This window comes from Clostridium sp. AF32-7AC, from assembly GCF_003477925.1.
Taxonomy (GTDB): Bacteria; Bacillota; Clostridia; order Lachnospirales; family Lachnospiraceae; genus Otoolea; species Otoolea fessa.
Window position 1 is genome coordinate 77,234 of the sequence record NZ_QUEG01000005.1, and the last position, 21,309, is coordinate 98,542.

The window sequence follows — 21,309 nt, forward strand, 5'->3', positions numbered from 1 at the left end:
AAATACAGCCTCCCGCAGACTGCTTTTCTCATTTTACATTCTTATTATCTCATTCAGTATACCCAAATTCAGGGAAAAAAGCAACGCTTTCCTAAAATTTTCGCACGTATGTTCTACTTTCTTTTCAGATTTTCACTAAAATCCGTCTTCGTCATCCGGTCGTGTGCATCTATTTCTTGTTTCTTCCCATCGATCGCCCGGTTCAGCCATGCAAGCGCTTCCCGGATCCCGCCGCATTCATCGATCAGTCCCTCCTGGACCGCCTCCCCGCCAACCAGGACCGTTCCCAGATCTTTTGTCATCATCTCCGTATTGAGCATCAGGCTCCGGAGGCGCTCATAGGAGATCTGACTGTGTCCGGACACAAAGCTTAAAATACGATCCTGAATCATTTCAAAATAATCATACGTCTGCACGGCACCGATCACCATCCCCGTCATCCGTACCGGATGTACCATCATCGTCCCGGTCGGGACAATAAAAGAGTGATCGACCGCCACTGCGAGCGGCACACCGATCGAATGGCTGTCTCCGATGACCAGTGAAACGGTCGGTTTGCTGAGCGAAGCAATCATCTCCGCCAGTGCCAGTCCACAGCTTACATCGCCGCCCACCGTGTTAATCAGGACTAAAACTCCCTCCGTCTCACCGCTCTCCTCGATCTCCGCCAGCTTAGGCAGAATATGCTCATATTTCGTCGTTTTCGTATTGCCGGACAAATTTTCATGTCCCTCTATCTCTCCGATGATCGAGATTAATTCAATGTGATTGCCATTCTTTCCCGTAATATCCGTCTGTCCATTTTCACGCTTCTGAATCGGATCCTCCTGCGCCTGTTCCCGACTTTCTCCCACCTTATCTGCCTGCTTGTCCCACGCTTCATTTTCCCATTCCCTGTTTTCACGATTTGCCCGAATCATATTTTCCTCTTTTCTGCGCTCTTTCCATCTTACACGCGGATTCAATGTTTTTTCTCAACTGCCTAATTCATTCTTAGTATTCTGTCTTCCTATTATCTTTATTCACTGAAACCGCTTTTTATACAAACAAGGATGTACCTTGGCACATTCGGGCGTCTCGCGCGGTCACTTGCGACATGTTTCTGCTTCGCGCGAGTGCGCATCCCCGCGATGCGTTTTTTATTTCATAGGACACAATTTCCTATGAAACAGAAAAAAGAGAGCTGGGAAAAGCTGCCTTTTCTCCCTGCTCTCTTTCAAATAATTTTTATTGACTTTCCATGGAATTAATCGCCCAGTACATTGACGATCTTCGCCGGGGTACGGTAATTCCAGGTGGAAATCTTGATACCATCCCTTGCATTCGATGCATGGCACACGCGCCCGCCGCCGATATAGAGTGCTACATGGTTGATCGTTCCACCGCTGTTTGTGTAGAAGATCAGATCACCCGGACGCATCTGGGAAGAACTGATACTTCTTCCTGCTCCCGCCTGGGAACCCGAATGATGCGGCAGGCCGACGCCGAAGTGTGCCATAACCGACATCGTAAATCCAGAACAATCCGTACCATTTGTCAAGCTGGTACCGCCCCATACATACGGATTCCCAAGGAACTGAGTCGCGTAGTTTGCGATCTGCGCACGCTTGGAGGAGCCGCTTGAAGATGCTTTCTGGCTGCCAGAACCACCGTTACTGCTGCTCTTGCTTCCAGAGCCTCCCTTGCTGCTCGCCGCCTTGGTCTCAGGCTCCGGGGTCTCCTCAACCGGTGTAAACTCGATCGCCTCATTTAACGCATACCGGACATCGACAAATTCAGTCGCTACATAGGCACTCGTCTCATCCAGTGCAATCTGCACCCAGCCATCCTGCTGGCTCATAACCGAATACCGCTCGCTGTTGGAAATCTGCGTCCAGATCGGCGCGTCCGTGTTCGGCTCCGTACGGGCATTCAGACGGTCAGTTGATACGATCGCCATCAGCTGTGCAACCTGCAGTGCCTCCTGCTTCGCCGCATCTCCAGTCAGAATAAATTCGGATTTAACATAGCCAGTAACCGGACCGGACTTGATCTTATACCAGCCGCCATCCTCGGTCGTTTCCAGAATCTCACCACCGGACTTGCTCGTCATCTTACCGATGATCTTCGCATCCTCCTTCGGCTCCACGCGGATATTTAAGTAGTTATTGACATTGGAAATACCCAGATTGTCATACATATTGAGAACCATCGTCCGCAGATCCAGCTTACGCGCTTCATTTAACGCATAGCGCACATCCACATAATCCGCTGAAATATAGCCCCCGCTGATCTGAATCCAGCCGTCCTGCTCGCTGACAATGGAATAACGCTCATTTTTCAGCGCCTGTTCCAGCACCTGCGCGTCCTCACTCGGCTCACTCCGGATATTCAGCTTGTCAGTCGTGATGACCGCCATCTTCTTGACCAGCTCAAATGCCTCCGTTTTTGCCGCCTCGCCGGTCTGTACAAATTCGGAACTGATGTAGCCCTCCAGACCGCCGGAAGATACCTGATACCAGCCTTCCTGGGAATCGTCCAGAATCTCGCACGCACTGCCGCCCATCAGTTTGCCGATGACATCGGAGGTCGTGCTGGCGCTCTCACGCATATTAAGATAACCAGATACATCCACAATACCCAGATTCTGGTAGGACTCGACTACATTTTTCTTTTCTTCGTCCTCTTTTGCCTGTTCCTCATCCTCCGGCAGCGTCTCTCCGATCACGGTTTCCTGCACCTCTGCCTCGGATGCCGATGCCACCCGGGCGTTTCCAGAACCTCCGAACGTGCCGCCCTGTGCCAGCTTCACGATGATAACCAGAGCCAGCACCACAATGACAGCACAGCCTCCGATCATGAACCAGTGCATCGGATCTTTGCCATTTCGTCTCTGACGTACTTTCTGCAGGCGTTCTTTATAATCTTCTGTCTTTTGCTCTTCCATCTTATCCTCTCCCTATCAGTCTCCCAGCATATTGACAATCCGGTACGGATTCCGGTAATTCCAGGTAGAAATCTTGATGCCGCTTCTCCGGCTCGCCGCATGGACGATCTGACCATTGCCAATGTACATCGCCACATGGTTGACCGTTCCCTTGCGATTCGTATAGAAAATCAGATCGCCCGGACGCATCTTCGAAGAATCAATCTTCGTACCCGTCCGCGCCTGTTCCCGGGACACCCGCGGCAGGGACACGCCCGCCACATGGCTGTATACATACTTTGTAAAACCAGAACAGTCCACACCCGAATGCGGGTCATTACCGCCCCAGACATAACGGTTTCCGACAAACTGAAGGGCATAATTGACAATCTGGGTCCGCAAGGATTCCTTTTCTTTTAATGGGGTAAATGGGATCGCCTCCGGCAATGCATAACGCACATCTACGAAATCAGTCGCCACATACGCACTCGTCGTATCGAGCGCAATCTCGACCCAGCCATCCTGCTGGCTTATAACATCGTAACGCTCATTGTTAGAGATCTGCGTCCAGATCGGCGCATCCGTGCTCGGCTCCGTGCGGGCATTCAGGCGGTCGGTTGAAACGATCGCCATCAGTTCTGCAACCTCCATCGCCTCCTGCTTCGCCGCATCTCCTGTCAGGATATACTCCGCCTTCACATATCCAGTGACGGGACCCGACTGGATCTTATACCAGCCGCCGTCCTCGCTCGTCTCCAGAATCTCTCCGGCAGACTTGCTCGTCATCTTACCGATGATATTTCCATCCTCACTTGGCTGATCGCGCACATTCAAGTAATTATCCACACTGGAAATACCTAGATTTTTGTATAAATTCAGCACCATCGAACGCATATCCAGTTTCCGCGCCTCATTGAGTGCGTATTTGATCTCTGCATAATCCGTGGAAATATAACCGCTCGAAATCTGAATCCAGCCATTCTCCGGCTCACCCTCGACCACATAGCGCTCATTTTTCAATGCCTGACCGACAACCTCAGACTCCGTGTTCGGCTCTTTTCGGATGTTCAGGGAGTCTGCCGTGATGAGCGCCCGCTTTTCAACCAGTTCCAACGCTTTTTTCTTCGCCTCATCCCCGGTCAGAACAAACTCTGAGCTGATATAACCGGAAATACCGCCAGATTCGACCTGATACCAGCCTTCGGTTGAATCATCCACGATCTCACACGCACTGTCGCCCATCAGCTTGCCGATGATGTTGCCATCCGTGCTCGCCGTCTCACGCATATTCAGATAACCAGACACCTGCACGATACCCAGATTTTTATAAGAAGCTACCACTGCTTCTTTCTCTTTGATCTCCTCCGCTCTGGACTCTTCGGATGCCTCGTCCTTCGAAAACTCTGATGCTGTCGCCGTCCCATTCTTTGCAGTTCCGGCTCCCGCCTGACGGCTGAGCAGGGACTTGCCTGCAAGCGCTGCAACTGCAAGGGCAATTACCACTCCTGCTGCTATCACTCCGAAGCGCAGGTTCTGACTCTTATCTTCGCCCTGGCGCCTGCGCGAATGTCCCGCGGATTCCCGGACCGGCTTTGGTGTCTGATCCTGGGTCTGAGCTGGCTCTGATTCCTGACTCTGAACTGCTTCCGGCTCTTGAATCCGCTCCGCCGCTGGCACCTGTTCTGACTCCTGCGTTTCTTTTTTGTTTTCTTCTTCTAACATATGGATCGCTCCTGATTTTTCTTGAAATTATAACTTAATATCTTAAACGTAATTTTTATTTTATCATATTCGTAGGGAATTGCCAAGGAAGGATGTGGAGGAAAAAATGAATTTTCTATAAATGAATTATTACAGAAGTGTTAAGTTGTAGATAAACGGTTAAGTCGTGAAAGGGGGAATTAGTTGGAAATATGGGAGAGGAGAATGCACGACTATAAGTGAGAAAAGAATGCCCTCCGACCGCCCGCGCCGCCGGAGGGCATTCTTTCTCACTTATAGTCGTGGTTTTTAATTTGTTGACCCACTTTTCATTCCGTATACTTTTTGTCTGTTATCGGTTATTGATTTTATTCAAGTCGAACGTCCGTGAGACTTGGCGCGTGATTCTGGTCAGCGAAGCTGACATATTCCTATCAGAATCACTGCGCATCCTCGCGGAGCGTTTATCTCAGTCGGAGAATGGACTCCCACTGAGACAAATTTGCTATTACTCACCACCTGAAGAGGTGGGAGTCTTCTCGACTGAGATAAAACCCTTCAAATCTTATACCCCTGCTTATTTGGCAAGCATCATACGGTCATTCGCAAATTCTTCTCCGCTTACCTTTTCAAATCTCTCTAACAGGTCTTCTACCTGCAGATTCTTCTTCTCTTCCCCTGCTACATCGTAGATAATCCGACCTTCGTGCATCATAATCAGACGGTTGCCGATCTGAATCGCATCTTTCATGTTATGGGTAACCATAAGCGCGGTCAGATTTTGTTCGTCTACGATCTTTTCGGTAAGATCGAGGACTTTGCGGGCTGTTTTAGGATCGAGGGCGGCGGTGTGTTCGTCTAAGAGAAGGAGCTTTGGCTTCTGGAGAGTTGCCATCAGAAGGGTGAGCGCCTGGCGCTGTCCGCCGGAGAGTAAACCCACTTTGCTGGTCATACGGGTCTGAAGCCCCAGATCGAGCTGTGCCAATGCCTCACGGTAGAAGTCCTTTTCATTCTTTTTGATGCCCCAGCCGAGTCCTCTGGATTTGCCGCGGCGCAGTGCCATGGCAAGGTTTTCCTGTATCTCCATATTGGCGGCGGTGCCGCGCATCGGATCCTGGAAGACTCTGCCGATATATTTAGCGCGTTTGTATTCTGGCTCCCTGGATATGTTTACACCGTCGATCTCGATTTTACCAGAATCGATCGGATATACGCCTGCGATCATATTTAACATGGTGGATTTTCCAGCACCGTTTCCGCCGATGATCGTCACGAAATCGCCCGGTGCCAGGTGTAAGTTGATACCGTTTAAGGCTTTTTTCTCATTAACAGTTCCTTTATTAAAAGTTTTCTTTACATTTGTTATCGTCAGCATTACTCCTCGCCCCCTTCTGAATAATCTTTTCTCAGCCGATATTTAGCGAGTGCTACCGGAATACAGAGTGCCAGTGCTACAATGACAGCAGAGAGCAGCTTCATGTCGTTTGCATCCATACCCATGCGGAGTACAACCGCACGGATCACAAAGTAAATGACCGAACCGACAACCACGGAGGTCAGTTTCCAATAAAAAGAGGTCAATCGTCCCATCAGGACTTCGCCGATGACGATCGCCGCCAGACCAATGACGATCGCACCCGTACCACTTCCAACATCACCATATTTCTGGCTCTGGCAGACGAGTGCGCCGGAGAGAGCGACCAGGCCGTTGCTGACCATCAGGGATAAAAGCTTCGCCATACGAGTGTCCACGCCCAGCGCACGCACCATATCCTCGTTGTTACCGGTTGCACGCATCGCACTTCCGATCTCGGTTCCGAAGAACCAGTAAAGAAACAGAATAGCCGCCACCGCCAGCACAATTCCAACGATCATCGATGCCTGTGCCTGAGTCATCCCGAAGGAAGCAGCCAGACCACTGATAAGTGTCTTGACTTTCAGAAGCGGCAGATTGCTCTTTCCTCCCATGATCCGGAGGTTGATCGACCAGAGGGAAATCTGGGTCAGAATTCCTGCCAGAATCGCTGGTATCTCAAATACAGTATGAAGAATACCCGTTACCGCACCAGCCACGACACCGGCTGCCACTGCAACTAAAAGTGCCAGCACCGGATTTACTCCTTTGTTGACTACCAGGACTGCACAAACGCAGGCACCCAGCGCGAAACTTCCGTCTACCGTCATATCCGCGATATTCATCAGGCGGAATGTAATGTAAACTCCCAATACCATGATTCCCCAAAGAACGCCCTGTGCGACCGCGCCCTGCAGGGATACTAATAAACCGCTCAAACTTTTACCTCCCCGTGTTTCGTATTTTCTTCATCTGATTAACTGTAAAGACTGCCAGATCGGCATATTTATTTTATGCTTCTGATCTGACAGTCCATCTCATTTGAAGTTTAGGTCTTTCTGGTACTCTTTATTTCTCAAGTCCAGATACATCGATTCCCAGCGTCTGCGCTGTCTCTTCATTGACACTCAGCTCGCACTTGGAAGCGTCCAGATAACCGATCGGCATCTTAGAAATATCGGCGCCCTCAGTCAGGATTTTAACGGCCTGCTCACCGGTCATGTAGCCTAACTGGTAGTAATCAATACCGTAAGTAGCAAGACCGCCTGCATCTACCATGCCTTTCTCGCCGCAGATAACCGGAAGTTTATTCTCATTTGTTACCATCGTTACGGTTGCCATACCAGCTGCGATCATGTTGTCGGTTGGTGTGTATACACAGTCTACATTGCCAACCATAGATTCTACAACGGTAGGAATCTCATTGGAATTGGAAACGGTGTAATCTTCATACTCAATACCAGCTGTATCAAGTGCTTCTTTCGCCATGTCAATCTGAAGAACGGAGTTTGCCTCCGCGCTGCAATACAGAAGCCCGACCTTTTTTACATCTGGAATAATCTGCTGCATCAGATCAATCTGCTCTTTAACCGGAGTCAGATCAGAAGTACCCGATACGTTGCCGCCCGGAACCTCGTTGCTCTCTACCAGACCGGAAGCCGCCGGATCGGTAACGGCGCTTACAAGAATCGGAATCGAATCCGTCACACCTGCAACTGCCTGTGCTGCCGGGGTTGCGATTGCAAAAATCAAATCATCTTTATCGTTGACCAGTTTCTCTGCGATCGTCTGGCATGCAGACTGCTCGCCAGCTGCATTCTGCTGGTCGATCTCATATTTGATGCCTGCATCGTCCAGCGCTGCCACGAAGCCCTCATTGGTCTTATCCAGTGCCACATGCTGGGTCAGCTGTAATACGCCAATCTTATAGGTCTCGCCGTCTGCTGTCTGCTCTGCCTCTTTGCTTTCTTCTCCGTCTGCGGACTCCGCTGCTGTCGTGTCCGTACTTGCTGTCTGTCCTCCGCAGGCTGCCAGGGATGCCGCCATTGCGCCAGCCAGCATCAGGGCTGCTAATTTCTTTGTCTTTCTCATAATATCATCCTCCTGAACCTTTTCAACGTATGTAACAGATTTTCCTCTTATGCTTCAAACCATGATTTATTTTTCGCTTTAAAGAGCTGAACTGTTACGCTTTAAAGCAATCATACTACAAACTCCAAAAAGAGTCAACCTAAAATTCCGCTATTTTATAGGGAATTTAGGTTGACTCTTTTTTATTTTGCTTCCGCGATCTGCAGTTTCACCGTAAACGTTGAACCTTTTCCGACTTCCGACTCTACCTTCACGCTTCCATGATAAAAATTCACGATATGCTTGACGATCGAAAGACCAAGCCCGGTGCCGCCCTGTCTGCGGCTGCGCCCTTTATCCACCCGGTAAAACCGCTCAAAAATACGGCTCTGGCTCTCCGCCGGGATGCCGACGCCGGTGTCGCGGACCGTCAGTATCATATCCGCGCCCCAGTGCTTGACCTGCACCCAGATTTCGCCGCCCTCGTTGTTATACTTGACCGCGTTTGTCAACAGATTGTTAAACAGCTCCTGTATCTGGCGCAGATCGGCACGAATCGTGAAATTCTCGCACTCTTTATGGACTGTGATGCCGCGCGACGCCGCCTGCGCGGCAATCGAAGACAGGCTGTCCTCCAGCAGTTCCACCGTGCGGATTGTCACAATATCTGCTTTCGCACCGCGCGATTCCAGACGGGAGATCATCAAAATATCATCCACCAGGTTCGTCATCCGCATTGCCTCTTTTTTTATGCGTCCCAGAAAATCACGTGCCGTGCCCGGATCCTGTGCCATGCCGCTTTCCAAAAGCTCGACGTAACCGCGGATCGAAGTGATCGGTGTTTTCAGCTCATGCGATGCATTGCTGAAAAACTCCTGCCGGATCTGTTTTTCTTTCTCAATGCGCTCCAGATATTTCTTCATATTCCGGGACATCCGCGTCGTCGTGTCCGCGATGACATTGATCTCCTCATACGGGCATTTTTCAAACTGAAAACGCGTGTAGTCGTCATCCATCCGCACCATTTCACTGGAAATTTCCTGCAAAGGACGCGTGATGGACTGGGAAAACCGTTCCGCCTCCATTGCCGATGCAAAAAAAGCTATTCCAAAGCTCAAAAAAGCGGCCGGAATCAACATCAGGATATATTCACCCAAACCGGTTGAACAGGCAGAAAGGCGCAGTATGTATTTGCCGTCCGATGAACGGATCGCCGCGTACGCCATCTGCATTCCTAACGTTCCGGAACGCCGCACCGAATATCCATAGCCCGTCGCCAGCGCATCCTTCACTTCCTTGCGCTCCAGATGATTTTCCATCTGATTCACCTGCGCTACTTCCGTATCAGCCACCACCGTGCCATCCATCCGGATCAGCGTATAACGGCTATTATTGTCGTTCGTAAGGTCGCTCAAATCCATCAGCTGTTCTTCCACATTTCCCGTATAATCCAACATACGGTCAACGGATTCCAATGCAAAATGCATATCCTCCCTTGACCGTTTGAGCAATACACTGCTGGTAACCACCAGAGCGATAAATGTATTCAGAACCAGCGCCAGAAATAACAGATGAATAAATTTCGTCAAAATCGCTTTTCGCATCGTTTCATCACTTTCCCGCTTCTTTTTCCTTTAAAAACCGATAGCCCACGCCGCGCACTGTCTTGATCTGGGCTCCGGCGTCATGCAGCTTCTGCCGGAGTGTCTTGATGTGCATATCCAGCGTTCTCGTCTCCCCATCATAGTCATAGCCCCAGATATGGTCGAGAAGCTCGTCGCGCGTCACCACCCGGTTGATATGTTCCATGAGATATGTTAAAAGTTCAAATTCTTTGAGCGTCAGCTCCGTCCGGTCGCCGCAGGCAATCACCTCCCGCGTCTCCCGGTTGATGCTGACTTCACCGATCGTCAGGCTGGAAACCTCCTCTTTTGCAGGTTCCACCCGCTTTAAAAGGTTTCTGACGCGCGCCGAAAGCTCCAGAATACCGAACGGTTTCGTCATGTAGTCGTCAGCACCGTTGTCAAGTCCCTGTACAATATCCATCTCACGATCCTTTGCCGTCAGCATCAGGACCGGGGCTGCGGAAAAGTCCGGCATCTCCCGGATCTTGCGGATCGCCGCCATGCCGTCCATCCCCGGCAGCATCCAGTCGAATACAAACATCGCCGGATACTCCCGCTGCGCCTCCCTGCCTCTCCGGAGCAGGGCCGAGAGGTTGTCAAGCGCTTCCTCTGCCGTCTCAAATCCGCTGGCGCAGTAACCGAAGTTTTCCAGTGCCACGCAGATCAGATTCCGGATATTTTCATCATCCTCAATCACATATATCCGATATTTCATTACTGCATCTCTTCCTTTACGTAGCCAGCTACATTCTTGGCATGATCCGCGATTCTCTCATAATTTGCCAGTGCATCCAGGAAGATAACACCGCCCTCAATCTTGCATTCTCCATTGGAAAGACGGTTCATATGGCTCTCGCGCATCTCCTCCTCCATATTGTCAACCTCTTCCTCCCAGCGGGCAGTCTGGCGTACTTTCTGCATGTCATGCGCCTGACGCGCCTCCACGGACGCCTCGACCGATTTAAGCGTTGCATCTGCAATCGTCCGCAGCTCTTTCAGCGCCAGATCCGAGAAATCAATATTCACATTCTCAATCCGTTTCTTGGCAAGCTCTGCTAAGTTTTCACAGTGGTCACCGACACGTTCAAGATCACCGATTGTATAATACATATTCTTAACGAGAAGATGCTGTTCATCATTCAAGGAGAGGTTGTTGATCTTTAAGAGATATTCGGTCAGCATTTTCTCCATGCGGTCGATCGTCTCTTCATTTTCAAATACCTGTTCACAGAAATTATCATCTGCATCCACCAAGGCTGCTGACGCTATTTTTAGATTGGCAACCGCTACCTTACCCATGTTGACAACCTCGTTGCACGCCGTCTCAATCGCAAAGGACGGAGTTTCGAGGATACGGTCGTCTAAGTGACGGATCATGTCTGTCTCGACACTGTTTGCCGACCACTCTTTCTCTGTCTCCTTCGGCTTCGGAACAATCACATCCGATGCCTTTACCAGGAAACCAGCAAACGGGAACATAATGCAGGTGTTGACAACGTTAAATATCGTATGGAAAATCGAAATTCCCACACTATCCGCACGCGTCATCGCAAGCTCCGGATTCATCATAAACACGATGTATAAAGCGACGCCAAATACAACTGCACCCGTCACATTGAACAGAAGGTGAATGACCGCCGCACGCTTTGCCGTACGGGTCGTACCGATACAAGATAACAGCGCGGTCGCACAGGTACCGATGTTCTGTCCCAATGTAATAAAGACTGCTGACTGCCAGTTTACCATGCCGTTGATCGCCAGCATCTGTAAAATACCGACGGACGCGGAACTACTCTGGATGATTGCGGTAACTGCCAGACCGACTAAAATACCTAAAAGCGGATTCTGTCCCAGTACCCGGAAGGACTCGGAGAAGATCGGCGCATCCCGGTACGGCTCAATCGAACCGGACATGAAAGAAAGACCGATAAACAGGAGTGCAAAACCGATCAGGACTTCGGCACCCTCTTTTTTCTTGTGGCTCTTCGCAAACATCGTGATGAATGCGCCGATACCGAAGAGAACCGGTGCAAAGAACTCTGGCTTTAACACCTCGCCCCACTCACTCATCGACACAATCCAGCTCGTCACAGTCGTACCAATATTGGCACCCATGATGATGCCGGTCGCCTGCAGAAGATTGATAATTCCGGCATTTACGAAACCAACGACCATAACCGTCGTCGCGGAACTACTCTGGATGATCGCGGTAACGCCCGCGCCCACCAGCACGCCCAGCAAGCGGTTCGAAGTCAGGATCTCAAGCACACGTTGTAAACGGTTGCCCGCAAACTTCTGCAGACCATCCGCCATCGACTCCATTCCATACAGGAACATTCCCAGTCCTCCAATGAACTGAAAGAGTGTTCCCAAAGTACTAATAGACATACATATTCTCCCATCATCTTTTGATCTTTACACATAGTATGTCTTCACTATATCAAATAAATGTAAAAATAACCAGCAGGAAATGTAAAATCTGTGTAAAATTTGATATTCGCAACACTGTACTGCCTGAATGAGAGGATGGTTACAGGACAGCCCGGTATCACTCCTATGGTGCCGGGTTGCGAAAGCCGCCTTCCACAAACCGCCCGCTCGCAAACATCGCCTGAACAGCAGCCCGGTAGTCAGACAGCTTCTGTGCCTTCTTAATCTTCTTCAATTCTTTTTCACATCCCGGAAAATGGCACTGGAAATAGTACCAGAGTTCCTTCATTTTAAACAAAGTATTCCGGTCGCCGGACATGATTTCTGCATAACCGGTCAGGAGGCGATCGTGGAATTGCTGGAAGGATTGGAGATGAGTCGAGGATGGCAGATTCCGCACCTCTCCAAAAATCCACGGACTTGCAACCGCCCCTCGCCCAAACATCAACGCGGCTAATTTCGTTTTTTTCTGCATTTCGCCTTTGTCAGACGATTCATCTTGTCCTACAATTTCTTCCATGAGCGCAGACGCATCCGCCGCCGAAAAAAGATTTCCATTATAGCTGACCGGGCAGCGGCTCTGCTCCAGCGCATACTCAAATGACTCCATCCGTATTTTCCCCTTATAATAGTCCTCGCGCACTCTCGGGTGTACAATCAGTTCTTCCAGCGGATAATGATTATAGATAGCAAGCAGGCGTGGAAATTCAGACGCTTCTTTCATGCCGATCCGGGTTTTGATCGACAAACGCACCGGCTTTCCATCCGACGCGTGGATTTTTTCCAATCCGTTGCAGACTTCCTCCAGAAACAAGCTCAAATCTTCCGGCTCGGCTAAAAATCCCGCGCCCTTTTTCTTCGTAACCACCGTTCCCGACGGACAGCCCAGGTTCAGATTAACCGTCCTATATCCATACTCCGCCAGTTCCTCGCAAACCCACAGAAAATCTTCCGCCGAATGCGTCAGAATCTGCGGGATCAGGCATAATCCCTGATTATGCTCTGGAAGAATATCGTTCCTCTCCCTGGATGTCAGCTTATGACTGGAACCTGGTGCAATGAACGGACTGTAATACCGGTCAACGCCCCCATAAATGACTGCATGCGCCTGCCGGAATACGTATCCCGTGATTCCCTCCATTGGTGCAAAATCTAATTTTACACTCCTTGCATCGTTCGCGCTTATACAATTCGCGCCCACTTTTAATGCCTCTGGCTGAATCATTTTCTTCACGCTTCATTTCCTCCCAGTGATATGATATAGATCGGATTCTGCCCTTTCATCAAATGACTGGAACCAATCTTCTCCGCTTTTGCAATCTGCATGGACAGAATCTCCGCCTCTATCCCGCGCTCTTTCAGGTAACTCATAAGCACTGTCAGAGACTCCAGCGCAATCAGGTTGATCACAATCCGGATATCTGGGTTCAAGCGGAACAATTCATCCAGAATCTCGCGCATCTGTCCGGTTGTTCCCCCGATAAATGCCCGATCCGGTCGGTGAACACTTACCTGTGCAAATGTCTCCGGCGCCTTTCCCGGCACGATCGTGACCGCCTCTGTTCTGGCTTTCTCACAATTTGCCCGGATCAGTTCAACCGCCTCTTCCTTATATTCAAACGCACACACATGAATCCCCGGACAGCTTACCGCCGCTTCCACACTGACAGAACCCGTTCCCGCGCCAATGTCCCAGAACTCACAGTCCTCATACAATTCCAGCTTGGACAATGACACGGTCCGCACCTCACTCTTCGTCATCGGGACCTTGCCCCGGATAAACCATTCATCTCGCATTTGCTACTCCCCATTTTCTAGATTCTCATATAAATTCACTCAATTGATATATTTTTTCTGACTCCCTTTGGCACATACATCCAGCCATTTTCGCAAAAAATCTGGACAGGATGCATAATAGAGATGCGGAAATCCGCCAATCTGTCCTCCCTTTTCATGGATGCAGCGCCAGCTTCGGTTTCCGGTCGGTTTGACTGCCTCCCAGTCGGTGCCCGGATCTTCGCTCTCCCAGTAATGGAACTCATGCCCGTGAATTTCCTGACCAGATGAGGTCAGCAGACGCACATAGCCAAACCGGCGCAGGCGGTTCGTCCGGTAAGCGTCAAATGGATAAACGCCAGCCATTTCCCAGTGTTTTCCATCGCTTCCTTCAAGAGTACGGTGTAAATATAAAAATCCACCACATTCCGCCAGAAACGGCATTCCCGCCGCAATCGACCGCCGGATACTCTCACGCATCGCCGCGTTCTTTGCCAGCTCCCGTGCATAATTCTCCGGATAACCACCGCCAAATAAAAGCCCATCCACTCTGTCCGGGATTTTTTTATCCCTCAGTGGACTGAAATAAACCAGATCCGCACCCATCTGTTCCAGAAGGTGGAAATTTTCCTGATAGTAGAAGCAGAATGCCTCGTCACGGGCAACACCGATGCGGACGCGCGAGGTGACTTTTTGCTCTTGACATGCTGGGAATTTCGCTATACTTTCCGCCTCCATTGATTCGTTTTCTGCTTTTTCTTTCTCTTTGTTTTCTATCCTCAATGGAAGCATCCCTGCCACTTCCAGCACCCGCTCCACCGCGATCGACTTTTCCATCTGATCTGCCAATCGCCCGATCCGCTCGCGCAGCCGATCGATCTCGCCCGGCAGAAAAAGTCCCAGATGGCGGCTTTCCATGCGGTATTCCTCGGATTCTGGCAGATAACCAAGCACCGGAAGCCCCGACGCCTCTTCCACGGCTGCCGCCAGCCGCTCATAATACATCGAAGAAACCCGGTTCAAAATCACTCCGGCAATATGGCTGTTTTTCCGGAAATGCAAAAATCCAGATGCCATTGCTGCCGCCGACAACGATGCGCCCTTACAGTCCAGCACCAGAATCGCCGGCGTGTCTGTGATCTCTGCAATCTCCCAGCTGCTGGCGGACGTTTCTGTTCCGCCCAAGCCGTCATAATAGCCCATGACACCCTCTAAAACTGCGATTCCCGCCTGTTCTTCCCGCACTGCATCCGCCAGAACCTCCCGCACGCCTTCCGGTGGCAGAAAAAAGCTATCGAGATTTCGCCCGGGAATGCCGAGCACATAGCGGTGAAACATTGGATCGATATAGTCCGGTCCACATTTGCACGCGACCGGATTCAGACCGCGGCGGCGAAGGATTTCAAGCAGTCCGCAGGTCAAAAGAGTTTTTCCACTGCCGCTTTTTGGGGCGGCAAGCATGATGCGTGGACATGCTCTGACAGAAGCCTCATGTGGCAAAAGTTTATCTGCATCATTTTTATATGATTCTGTTACTCGAACATCGGATGGCATTTTTTCTGACACCATTTTCTGTTCATATATCAACTTCTCTACATTTTTTGTTTCTGTATTGTTACCATCTGTAATCTTTTCCTCTTCGTTCTGCCCACGCTTTATTTCATCCGTGACTTCCAGCAGCATCAAGCTCAAATCCGCAAATTCCAATTTTCTCATTTCTTCCGCGGTTCCGCTCCGGATCTGCTCTTCCGGGTACGATAAGTTTTCACCAACCGTCACCTGTACATTTCCATATCCCGCCTGTGTCAGACGTTCACAAAACTGTCCAGCTCCATTTTTGCCGCCCATGAGGATAAACGCACGCTTAGCCGGTTCTTCTGGATCACACAGACGTTTCATCACCCGATCGACAGACAATTCTCTTCCATGTGCGGAATAAATCGCCGCATCTTCCCAGTGCGTCCCCAGGCGTGCCGCCAGATAACTGACACAGGATGTACCCGGATAGACGGTAAATGGATAACCAGCTTCCCGCAGCCTCTCTGCCATCCTGGATGCCCCGCTGAAAAAGCCGGTATCACCCGAATACAGGATGACCGCCTGCTTCCATTCCGGGTGCTTCGATACAATCTGTATCACATCGTCAGGAAGATATGCTTTATAGCACTTCGTTTCTTTTTCCACCGCAGCCGTTGATTCCTGTCTGTTTTCAGCTTTTTCTTCCTTGCTAATCAGCAAATCATTCTGCAGCGCTCTCTCCGCCGATTCCAGCATACGCCCCGCGCCAATCAAGGCGTCACTCTCTCGAATTGCCCGAAGGACTTCCCCTGTCATCTGGGACGGCTGTCCCATGCCAATTCCCGCCAGAATCAAATGTGTTTTTAACTCTCCAACCTTCCCCTCATCCGCCTTCTTCAGCACCTCCATCGCCTCTTCCAGCGAAATGCCATTCTCCTCCGGTCTGCGGATCACAACCACTCTGGTTCCATTTTCACGCGCCGCTTCCACCTTTTCCTGAAATCCGCCCGCACGCCCGGAATCTTTCGTCAATAGCCACTCCGCTTTTGTCTGTCGGAGAAATAGCGTATTCATTTCGGTGGAAAAAGGTCCCTGCATCGCAATCAGATGGCTGCCAGTTATCCCCAATTTTTCACATTTCTTCAAAACATTCGAAGTTGGAAGCACTCTCGCATACACCCGTTTTTGATAATCTGGTATCTGGCACAGGGCTTCCAGTTCTTTACTGCCGGTTGTGGCAAAAATCACGCCGGAAACAGAAGAAAGAAATGACACTGCCTCCTGAATGGAATCAACCTCGACCAAATCACGTGCTTTGTTTTGTTCGCCCTCTGCGCGCAGGCACCGTTCCAGGCGGACACCGGTCCGTCCGCACGCTTCCTGGATTTCTTCTGAAACAAGTCTGGCATGCGGATGTGTTGCATCGATCACAAGATGAATCCCCTGGTTTCGGATAAATTCTTCCATCTGGTAACGATCCATCCGTCCACGTAAGACTTTTATCACTGAGGATGCCTGAACCGTTTTCAAGTTTTTCTTTGCAAGGCAAGTATTGTGGTTCAAATCTGGATTCCCTGCATTCCCAGATTCCATCAGCTCCTCCTGCAAAAGCTCCTCTCCATACTCCGAAGCCACGCTGACCCACGCCTCAATCTTTTCCCGGCTACAATATTCCGCCAGCAGGCGCCCTTCTGTCGTTCCTCCAAATATCCATATTTTACACATCGCGGTATCCCCTCGGTGTCACCAGACATCCATTTAACATCTGCGTTTCCTTATTTCCAATAAATACGGTCGTAAACATATCCACCGGCGTCTTTTCCAGTTCTGCCAGTGTCAGCAGGTGCACCGCCTCGCCCTCGCGGCCAATATTCTGTACATATCCGCAGGCAGTCTCACCACTTTTATACTCTAAAAGAATCCGGCAGGCACGCTCCAGATAATCGTGGCGTTTCCGGCTGGATGGATTGTAGAGGCAGATAATAAAATCCGCTTCCGCCGCTGCACGCAGCCTTTTTTCGATCACTTCCATCGGCGTCAGAAGGTCACTCAGGCTGATCACCGCAAAATCATGTCCCAACGGTGCACCGAGAATGGCTCCGCCTCCCAGCGCTGCCGTCACTCCTGGAATTACTTCCACGTTCACATCCGGGTACGCCTCTGCCATCTGCAGCACCAGCCCCGCCATGCCATAGACGCCGCTGTCCCCACTGCAGATCATTGCTGTTTTCCGACCATCCTGCGCCGCTTTTAATGCCATCTCACAGCGTTCCTTTTCCTGGCGCATCGGCGTTGTCAGAAATTCCGCCTGTGGATAAAATTCTTTTACCAGGTCCACGTATACCGTATAACCGATGATCACCTGGCTTTCCCGCAAAATGCGGTCTGCCCGGACCGTCATCTGTTCTCTCGCCCCCGGTCCAATTCCGATCACGTATAATTTTTTTTCTTCCACTGCTGCCTCCTTACTTGCTCCGATGCCGGAACCGCTACTGCTGCCGTCACACCGTTAAACGCCATTTTCTGTACTCTCAGATCAATCGCAGGCAGATTTTTCTCATCCATCTCCCGTTCCCGGTAAATCCGGCGCACCCCCATGACGGCTGCACGCTCACAAACATTTCCTACCCCTACTGTCTTCCGCACAAACGGCGATTCTGCAAACTTCGTACCGGCACTTTCCAGCTCTTCCGGGGTAAAACTCCACAGTTCCACATCCCACTCCTTCGCAAGCGCCAGAAATGCCATCTCATTTTTCTTCCGATCTACCGTTGCAATCGCCCGCACCGCACTTTTATCAATCATCGCCCGAGAAAGTGCCACTCTTGCCATCTCCCGGACAGCATTCAGGGACGAATCCCGGCGGCATCCCATTCCAAGAACAACCGTTCGCGGATACAGGCGCAGAAGTTCCGGCGTACCTGATTCATTTTCCGACTCATAACTTTGCTCTTTCTTCTGCTCACTTTTCTGCCCAGGCGATCCTATATCGGATTTTCCGACAGACATATCTATCTCAGCCACCTTCGCCGAATCGCCGGTTTCCACTGCCACTACCGCCGCTGCTTTGACTGCATCCCGCTGTTCCTTCTTCTCCTGCAGCCCAATCACCATATCCCGGCGCACCAGAGACGCTGGGGCATTTTTCGGGCATCCGCCCTGTTTCAGCGTCACATAGATGTTTTCCTTCTGCCATACGCCCGGAGTAATCTCTGCCGGAACGATTCCATCTACTGGATAATCACTGAAAAAGCCAATTTTTTCACCGCGCAGCTCCGCCGCGGAGATTTGTTTCGCCAGTTCCCGATCACTAATCACCAGCTCATTTTCCGCTGCAAATACATCAACTGCAAATGCCTGCCGCAGATCCGTTGCCGTCGTAATTACCGGTTCTGCCCCCAGAATCTGCGCCGCTGCCTCTGCCAGTTCATTGCATCCGCCCACATGTCCAGACAAAATCGGGATCGCATAACGTCCCTGCTCATCGATCACCAGCACCGCCGGATCTTTCAGCTTATCCTGCACCCACGGCGCAATCAAACGGACTGCAATCCCCGCCGCCCCGACAAACAAAATTGCTTCCTTCTCCTGAAATGCTTCCTTGACCACCTGTTTCAGCGGTTTCGAATGTTCGGATCCTGTATAATCTAAAAAGTCAAACGCCTCTTCCATCTGCTGGCTTAATTTCTCCAGCAGGCGCGTCGCCGTCTCTTTTCCCTGTGCAGTAAAGCAAATGCAGATACCGTTCCTGACCCGAAGTTTCAACTGCTCCATTTATAACAATCCCTTTCTATTACTCATATACAAAACCATCCGTCCCCTGACGGAATTCAGTTGTGAATTCTGGCGCATATAAACGTGAACGCTCGTATCCCGCCTGGGCAGTCACATCCCCGACGATAATCAGAGCTGTTTTTTTGATATTTTCCCGCTCTGCCGCCTCTGCAAGCGTGGCAACCGTGCAGACAACCCGCTTTTCATCCGGCCAGGTCGCTTTGTACACGATCGCCGCCGGCGTGTCCGCCTCATATCCGCCCTTTATCAGCTCTTCCGAAAGCTTCTTCAGCATTCCCGTGCTTAAAAATATAACCATAGTCGCATGATGCGCTGCAAACGACGCGATGCTCTCCCGCTCCGGCACCGGCGTCCGCCCCGCCATCCGGGTGATAATCACGCTCTGCGAAACGCCCGGCAAGGTATATTCCAGATTCAATGCAGATGCCGCGCCGCAGAAAGAGCTGACGCCCGGGCATACCTTATAAGAGATATTTAACTTGTCCAGCTCGTCCATCTGTTCCCGGATCGCACCATACACGCAGGGGTCGCCCGTGTGAAGCCGCACCGTCATCTTACCCGTCGATTCCGCTTCTTGGATCTTTTCGACTACTTCTTCCAGCGTCATTTTCGCACTGTCATAGACAACGGCTGATTCTTTTTTATAATCCAAAAGCTCTGGATTGACCAGAGAACCTGCGTAAATAATCTGGTCTGCCTGATTCAAAAGGCGTGCTCCCCGCACTGTGATTAAATCTGGCGCTCCCGAACCTGCTCCGACGAAATATACCATATATGTGATTTCTCCTTTTTTATTTAATATTCGAATCTCAACTTTTCGTAATTTATGATTCTTCTATCTATCATTACTTCCATGCCTCTCTCCATCTCCAGCAGCTCCCGCACATACGCATCCGCCCCAGCTGTCCGCGCCATCAGTCCATAATTGCTTGAAAATAGCATTACCTCCGTCTGAACGCCGCTCTCTTCTTCCAATACCGCTTTGACCTGATTCGCCACCTGCTCCATGACCTGTTTCAGATATCCATGTTCATATAGGAAATCTGCCGCTTCCTCAGTCGTATTCATCGGCAGCAGGGCATCTGCCTCCGGAAATCCAACGGTCCGCGCGCATGCAGACAAAATCTCCATCCGTCTGTCACCATACCGGGAATGTGTATTCATCACACCACCTGCCACTTTGACCAGTTTTCCAACATGCCCTGCCAAAAGCGCCTGGTGAATTCCTTCCTGTGAAAGCATTTTAAAGCTGGTCCCGATAAAATTACTGCACTTGATAAAATTTTCCATCGAAAGCCCGGTTTCTTCTTTTAAAAATCGTTCTCCATAATTGCCTGGCGCCACTGCCAGCAGCGAAACATCCTCCTGGGCGTGCACCCGGATATCCAGCCGGATCGTCTCAACCAATGCCGCCTCACTCATCGGGTTCACAATCCCAGTTGTTCCAAGCACCGAGATACCACCGATGATCCCCAGATGCGGGTTAAACGTTTTCTCCGCCAGCTCCCGCCCGGAAGGGATAGAAATCTCAATCCGCAAAGGTATCTCCGGCATGCCCGCCTCCCGGCGTGCCAGAGCCGCCTCCCGGAAAATAGCCGTCCGCGGTACCGGGTTGATCGCGTAATGCCCCACCGGACACGAAAGACCGTCCCGCGTCACCATGCCGATGCCCTCGCCGCCAGTTACCTCAATTCCCGGATACGCCGGGTCTGTGTAACCGCTTTCAGTTATGCTATCATGACAAGCCAGGACGGCCCGTGCACAAACCAATGTCCCATTCGTCACATCCGGATCGTCACCAGAGTCCTTCTGTACACCGCATACTGCGCTATCTTCCTCCCGCTCTGCCCGGACAATCGGCAGAATCGCCCGGACGCCGGAAGGTGTCACTGTCTCTGCCGCCGCAGGTGCTTCCCCTGTGCAGAGAAACAACACCGCCGCCCGCGTACACGCCGCCGCGCAGGTTCCGGTCGTAAATCCGGTTCGAAGTTCCTTTTTTTCATCTGTCTGTTTCTTTTCCGTCTCCATCTGCCTCCCTGTATGCCATTTTCTGCCTGAGGATTCTTCTGTCCATTATAGGAGATTTACACCCGACTTTCAACTTATTACTATTTATCTTTATTTAAAATTCCAGT

At 50.7% G+C, this 21,309-nt stretch carries 16 protein-coding genes; all 16 read right to left on the reverse strand.

Annotated features, from left to right (window positions below; all coding sequences use genetic code 11):
- Nucleotides 1–113: 113 nt before the first annotated feature.
- Nucleotides 114–920 (reverse strand): ATP-dependent Clp protease proteolytic subunit, encoded by an 807-nt coding sequence (locus DWZ45_RS08935; RefSeq protein WP_118468813.1) that lies wholly within the window; start codon nucleotides 918–920, stop codon nucleotides 114–116.
- Between the two features lie 326 nt (nucleotides 921–1,246).
- The gene (locus tag DWZ45_RS08940; protein WP_118468667.1) at nucleotides 1,247–2,926 is read right to left on the reverse strand and encodes an SH3 domain-containing protein; all 1,680 of its coding nucleotides are present in this window, start codon (nucleotides 2,924–2,926) and stop codon (nucleotides 1,247–1,249) included.
- 15 nt (nucleotides 2,927–2,941) lie between these two features.
- The gene (locus DWZ45_RS08945) at nucleotides 2,942–4,627 is read right to left on the reverse strand and encodes a C40 family peptidase (protein ID WP_118468669.1); all 1,686 of its coding nucleotides are present in this window, start codon (nucleotides 4,625–4,627) and stop codon (nucleotides 2,942–2,944) included.
- Between the two features lie 556 nt (nucleotides 4,628–5,183).
- Nucleotides 5,184–5,981 (reverse strand): ABC transporter ATP-binding protein, encoded by a 798-nt coding sequence (locus tag DWZ45_RS08950; protein WP_117795542.1) that lies wholly within the window; start codon nucleotides 5,979–5,981, stop codon nucleotides 5,184–5,186.
- On the reverse strand, nucleotides 5,981–6,898 hold the full coding sequence (locus DWZ45_RS08955; protein WP_118468671.1) for an ABC transporter permease: 918 nt from the start codon (nucleotides 6,896–6,898) through the stop codon (nucleotides 5,981–5,983). Before DWZ45_RS08955 ends, DWZ45_RS08950 begins: the two co-directional genes overlap by 1 nt.
- A gap of 130 nt (nucleotides 6,899–7,028) precedes the next feature.
- Nucleotides 7,029–8,051, reverse strand: coding sequence for an ABC transporter substrate-binding protein (locus DWZ45_RS08960; protein ID WP_106999973.1), 1,023 nt, complete (start codon nucleotides 8,049–8,051; stop codon nucleotides 7,029–7,031).
- Nucleotides 8,052–8,233: 182 nt separating this feature from the next.
- Nucleotides 8,234–9,634: an ATP-binding protein gene (locus DWZ45_RS08965; RefSeq protein ID WP_118468673.1), complete on the reverse strand. Its 1,401-nt coding sequence runs from the start codon at nucleotides 9,632–9,634 to the stop codon at nucleotides 8,234–8,236.
- Nucleotides 9,635–9,641: 7 nt separating this feature from the next.
- Nucleotides 9,642–10,370 (reverse strand): response regulator transcription factor, encoded by a 729-nt coding sequence (locus DWZ45_RS08970; RefSeq protein WP_117795548.1) that lies wholly within the window; start codon nucleotides 10,368–10,370, stop codon nucleotides 9,642–9,644.
- Nucleotides 10,370–12,043, reverse strand: a complete 1,674-nt coding sequence (locus DWZ45_RS08975; RefSeq protein ID WP_118468675.1) for a Na/Pi cotransporter family protein — start codon at nucleotides 12,041–12,043, stop codon at nucleotides 10,370–10,372. Before DWZ45_RS08975 ends, DWZ45_RS08970 begins: the two co-directional genes overlap by 1 nt.
- 166 nt (nucleotides 12,044–12,209) lie before the next feature.
- Nucleotides 12,210–13,310, reverse strand: a complete 1,101-nt coding sequence (locus DWZ45_RS08980; protein WP_118468815.1) for a tRNA-dihydrouridine synthase family protein — start codon at nucleotides 13,308–13,310, stop codon at nucleotides 12,210–12,212.
- 5 nt (nucleotides 13,311–13,315) lie between these two features.
- Nucleotides 13,316–13,882, reverse strand: coding sequence for a precorrin-6Y C5,15-methyltransferase (decarboxylating) subunit CbiT (gene cbiT, locus DWZ45_RS08985; protein ID WP_117795550.1), 567 nt, complete (start codon nucleotides 13,880–13,882; stop codon nucleotides 13,316–13,318).
- A gap of 39 nt (nucleotides 13,883–13,921) precedes the next feature.
- Complete coding sequence (locus DWZ45_RS08990; RefSeq protein WP_118468677.1) at nucleotides 13,922–17,104, reverse strand: cobyrinate a,c-diamide synthase; 3,183 nt, start codon at nucleotides 17,102–17,104, stop codon at nucleotides 13,922–13,924.
- The gene (gene cobJ, locus DWZ45_RS08995) at nucleotides 17,097–17,780 is read right to left on the reverse strand and encodes a precorrin-3B C(17)-methyltransferase (protein WP_117795792.1); all 684 of its coding nucleotides are present in this window, start codon (nucleotides 17,778–17,780) and stop codon (nucleotides 17,097–17,099) included. The genes DWZ45_RS08990 and cobJ overlap by 8 nt, the downstream gene beginning before the upstream one ends.
- Before the next feature lie 29 nt (nucleotides 17,781–17,809).
- Nucleotides 17,810–19,153: a cobalamin biosynthesis protein gene (locus tag DWZ45_RS09000; RefSeq protein WP_117795553.1), complete on the reverse strand. Its 1,344-nt coding sequence runs from the start codon at nucleotides 19,151–19,153 to the stop codon at nucleotides 17,810–17,812.
- A 19-nt stretch (nucleotides 19,154–19,172) separates the two neighbouring features.
- Nucleotides 19,173–19,946 (reverse strand): precorrin-4 C(11)-methyltransferase, encoded by a 774-nt coding sequence (gene cobM, locus DWZ45_RS09005; RefSeq protein WP_022358712.1) that lies wholly within the window; start codon nucleotides 19,944–19,946, stop codon nucleotides 19,173–19,175.
- Between the two features lie 23 nt (nucleotides 19,947–19,969).
- Nucleotides 19,970–21,202, reverse strand: coding sequence for a cobalt-precorrin-5B (C(1))-methyltransferase CbiD (gene cbiD / locus DWZ45_RS09010; protein ID WP_118468679.1), 1,233 nt, complete (start codon nucleotides 21,200–21,202; stop codon nucleotides 19,970–19,972).
- Between the last annotated feature and the right edge of the window lie 107 nt (nucleotides 21,203–21,309).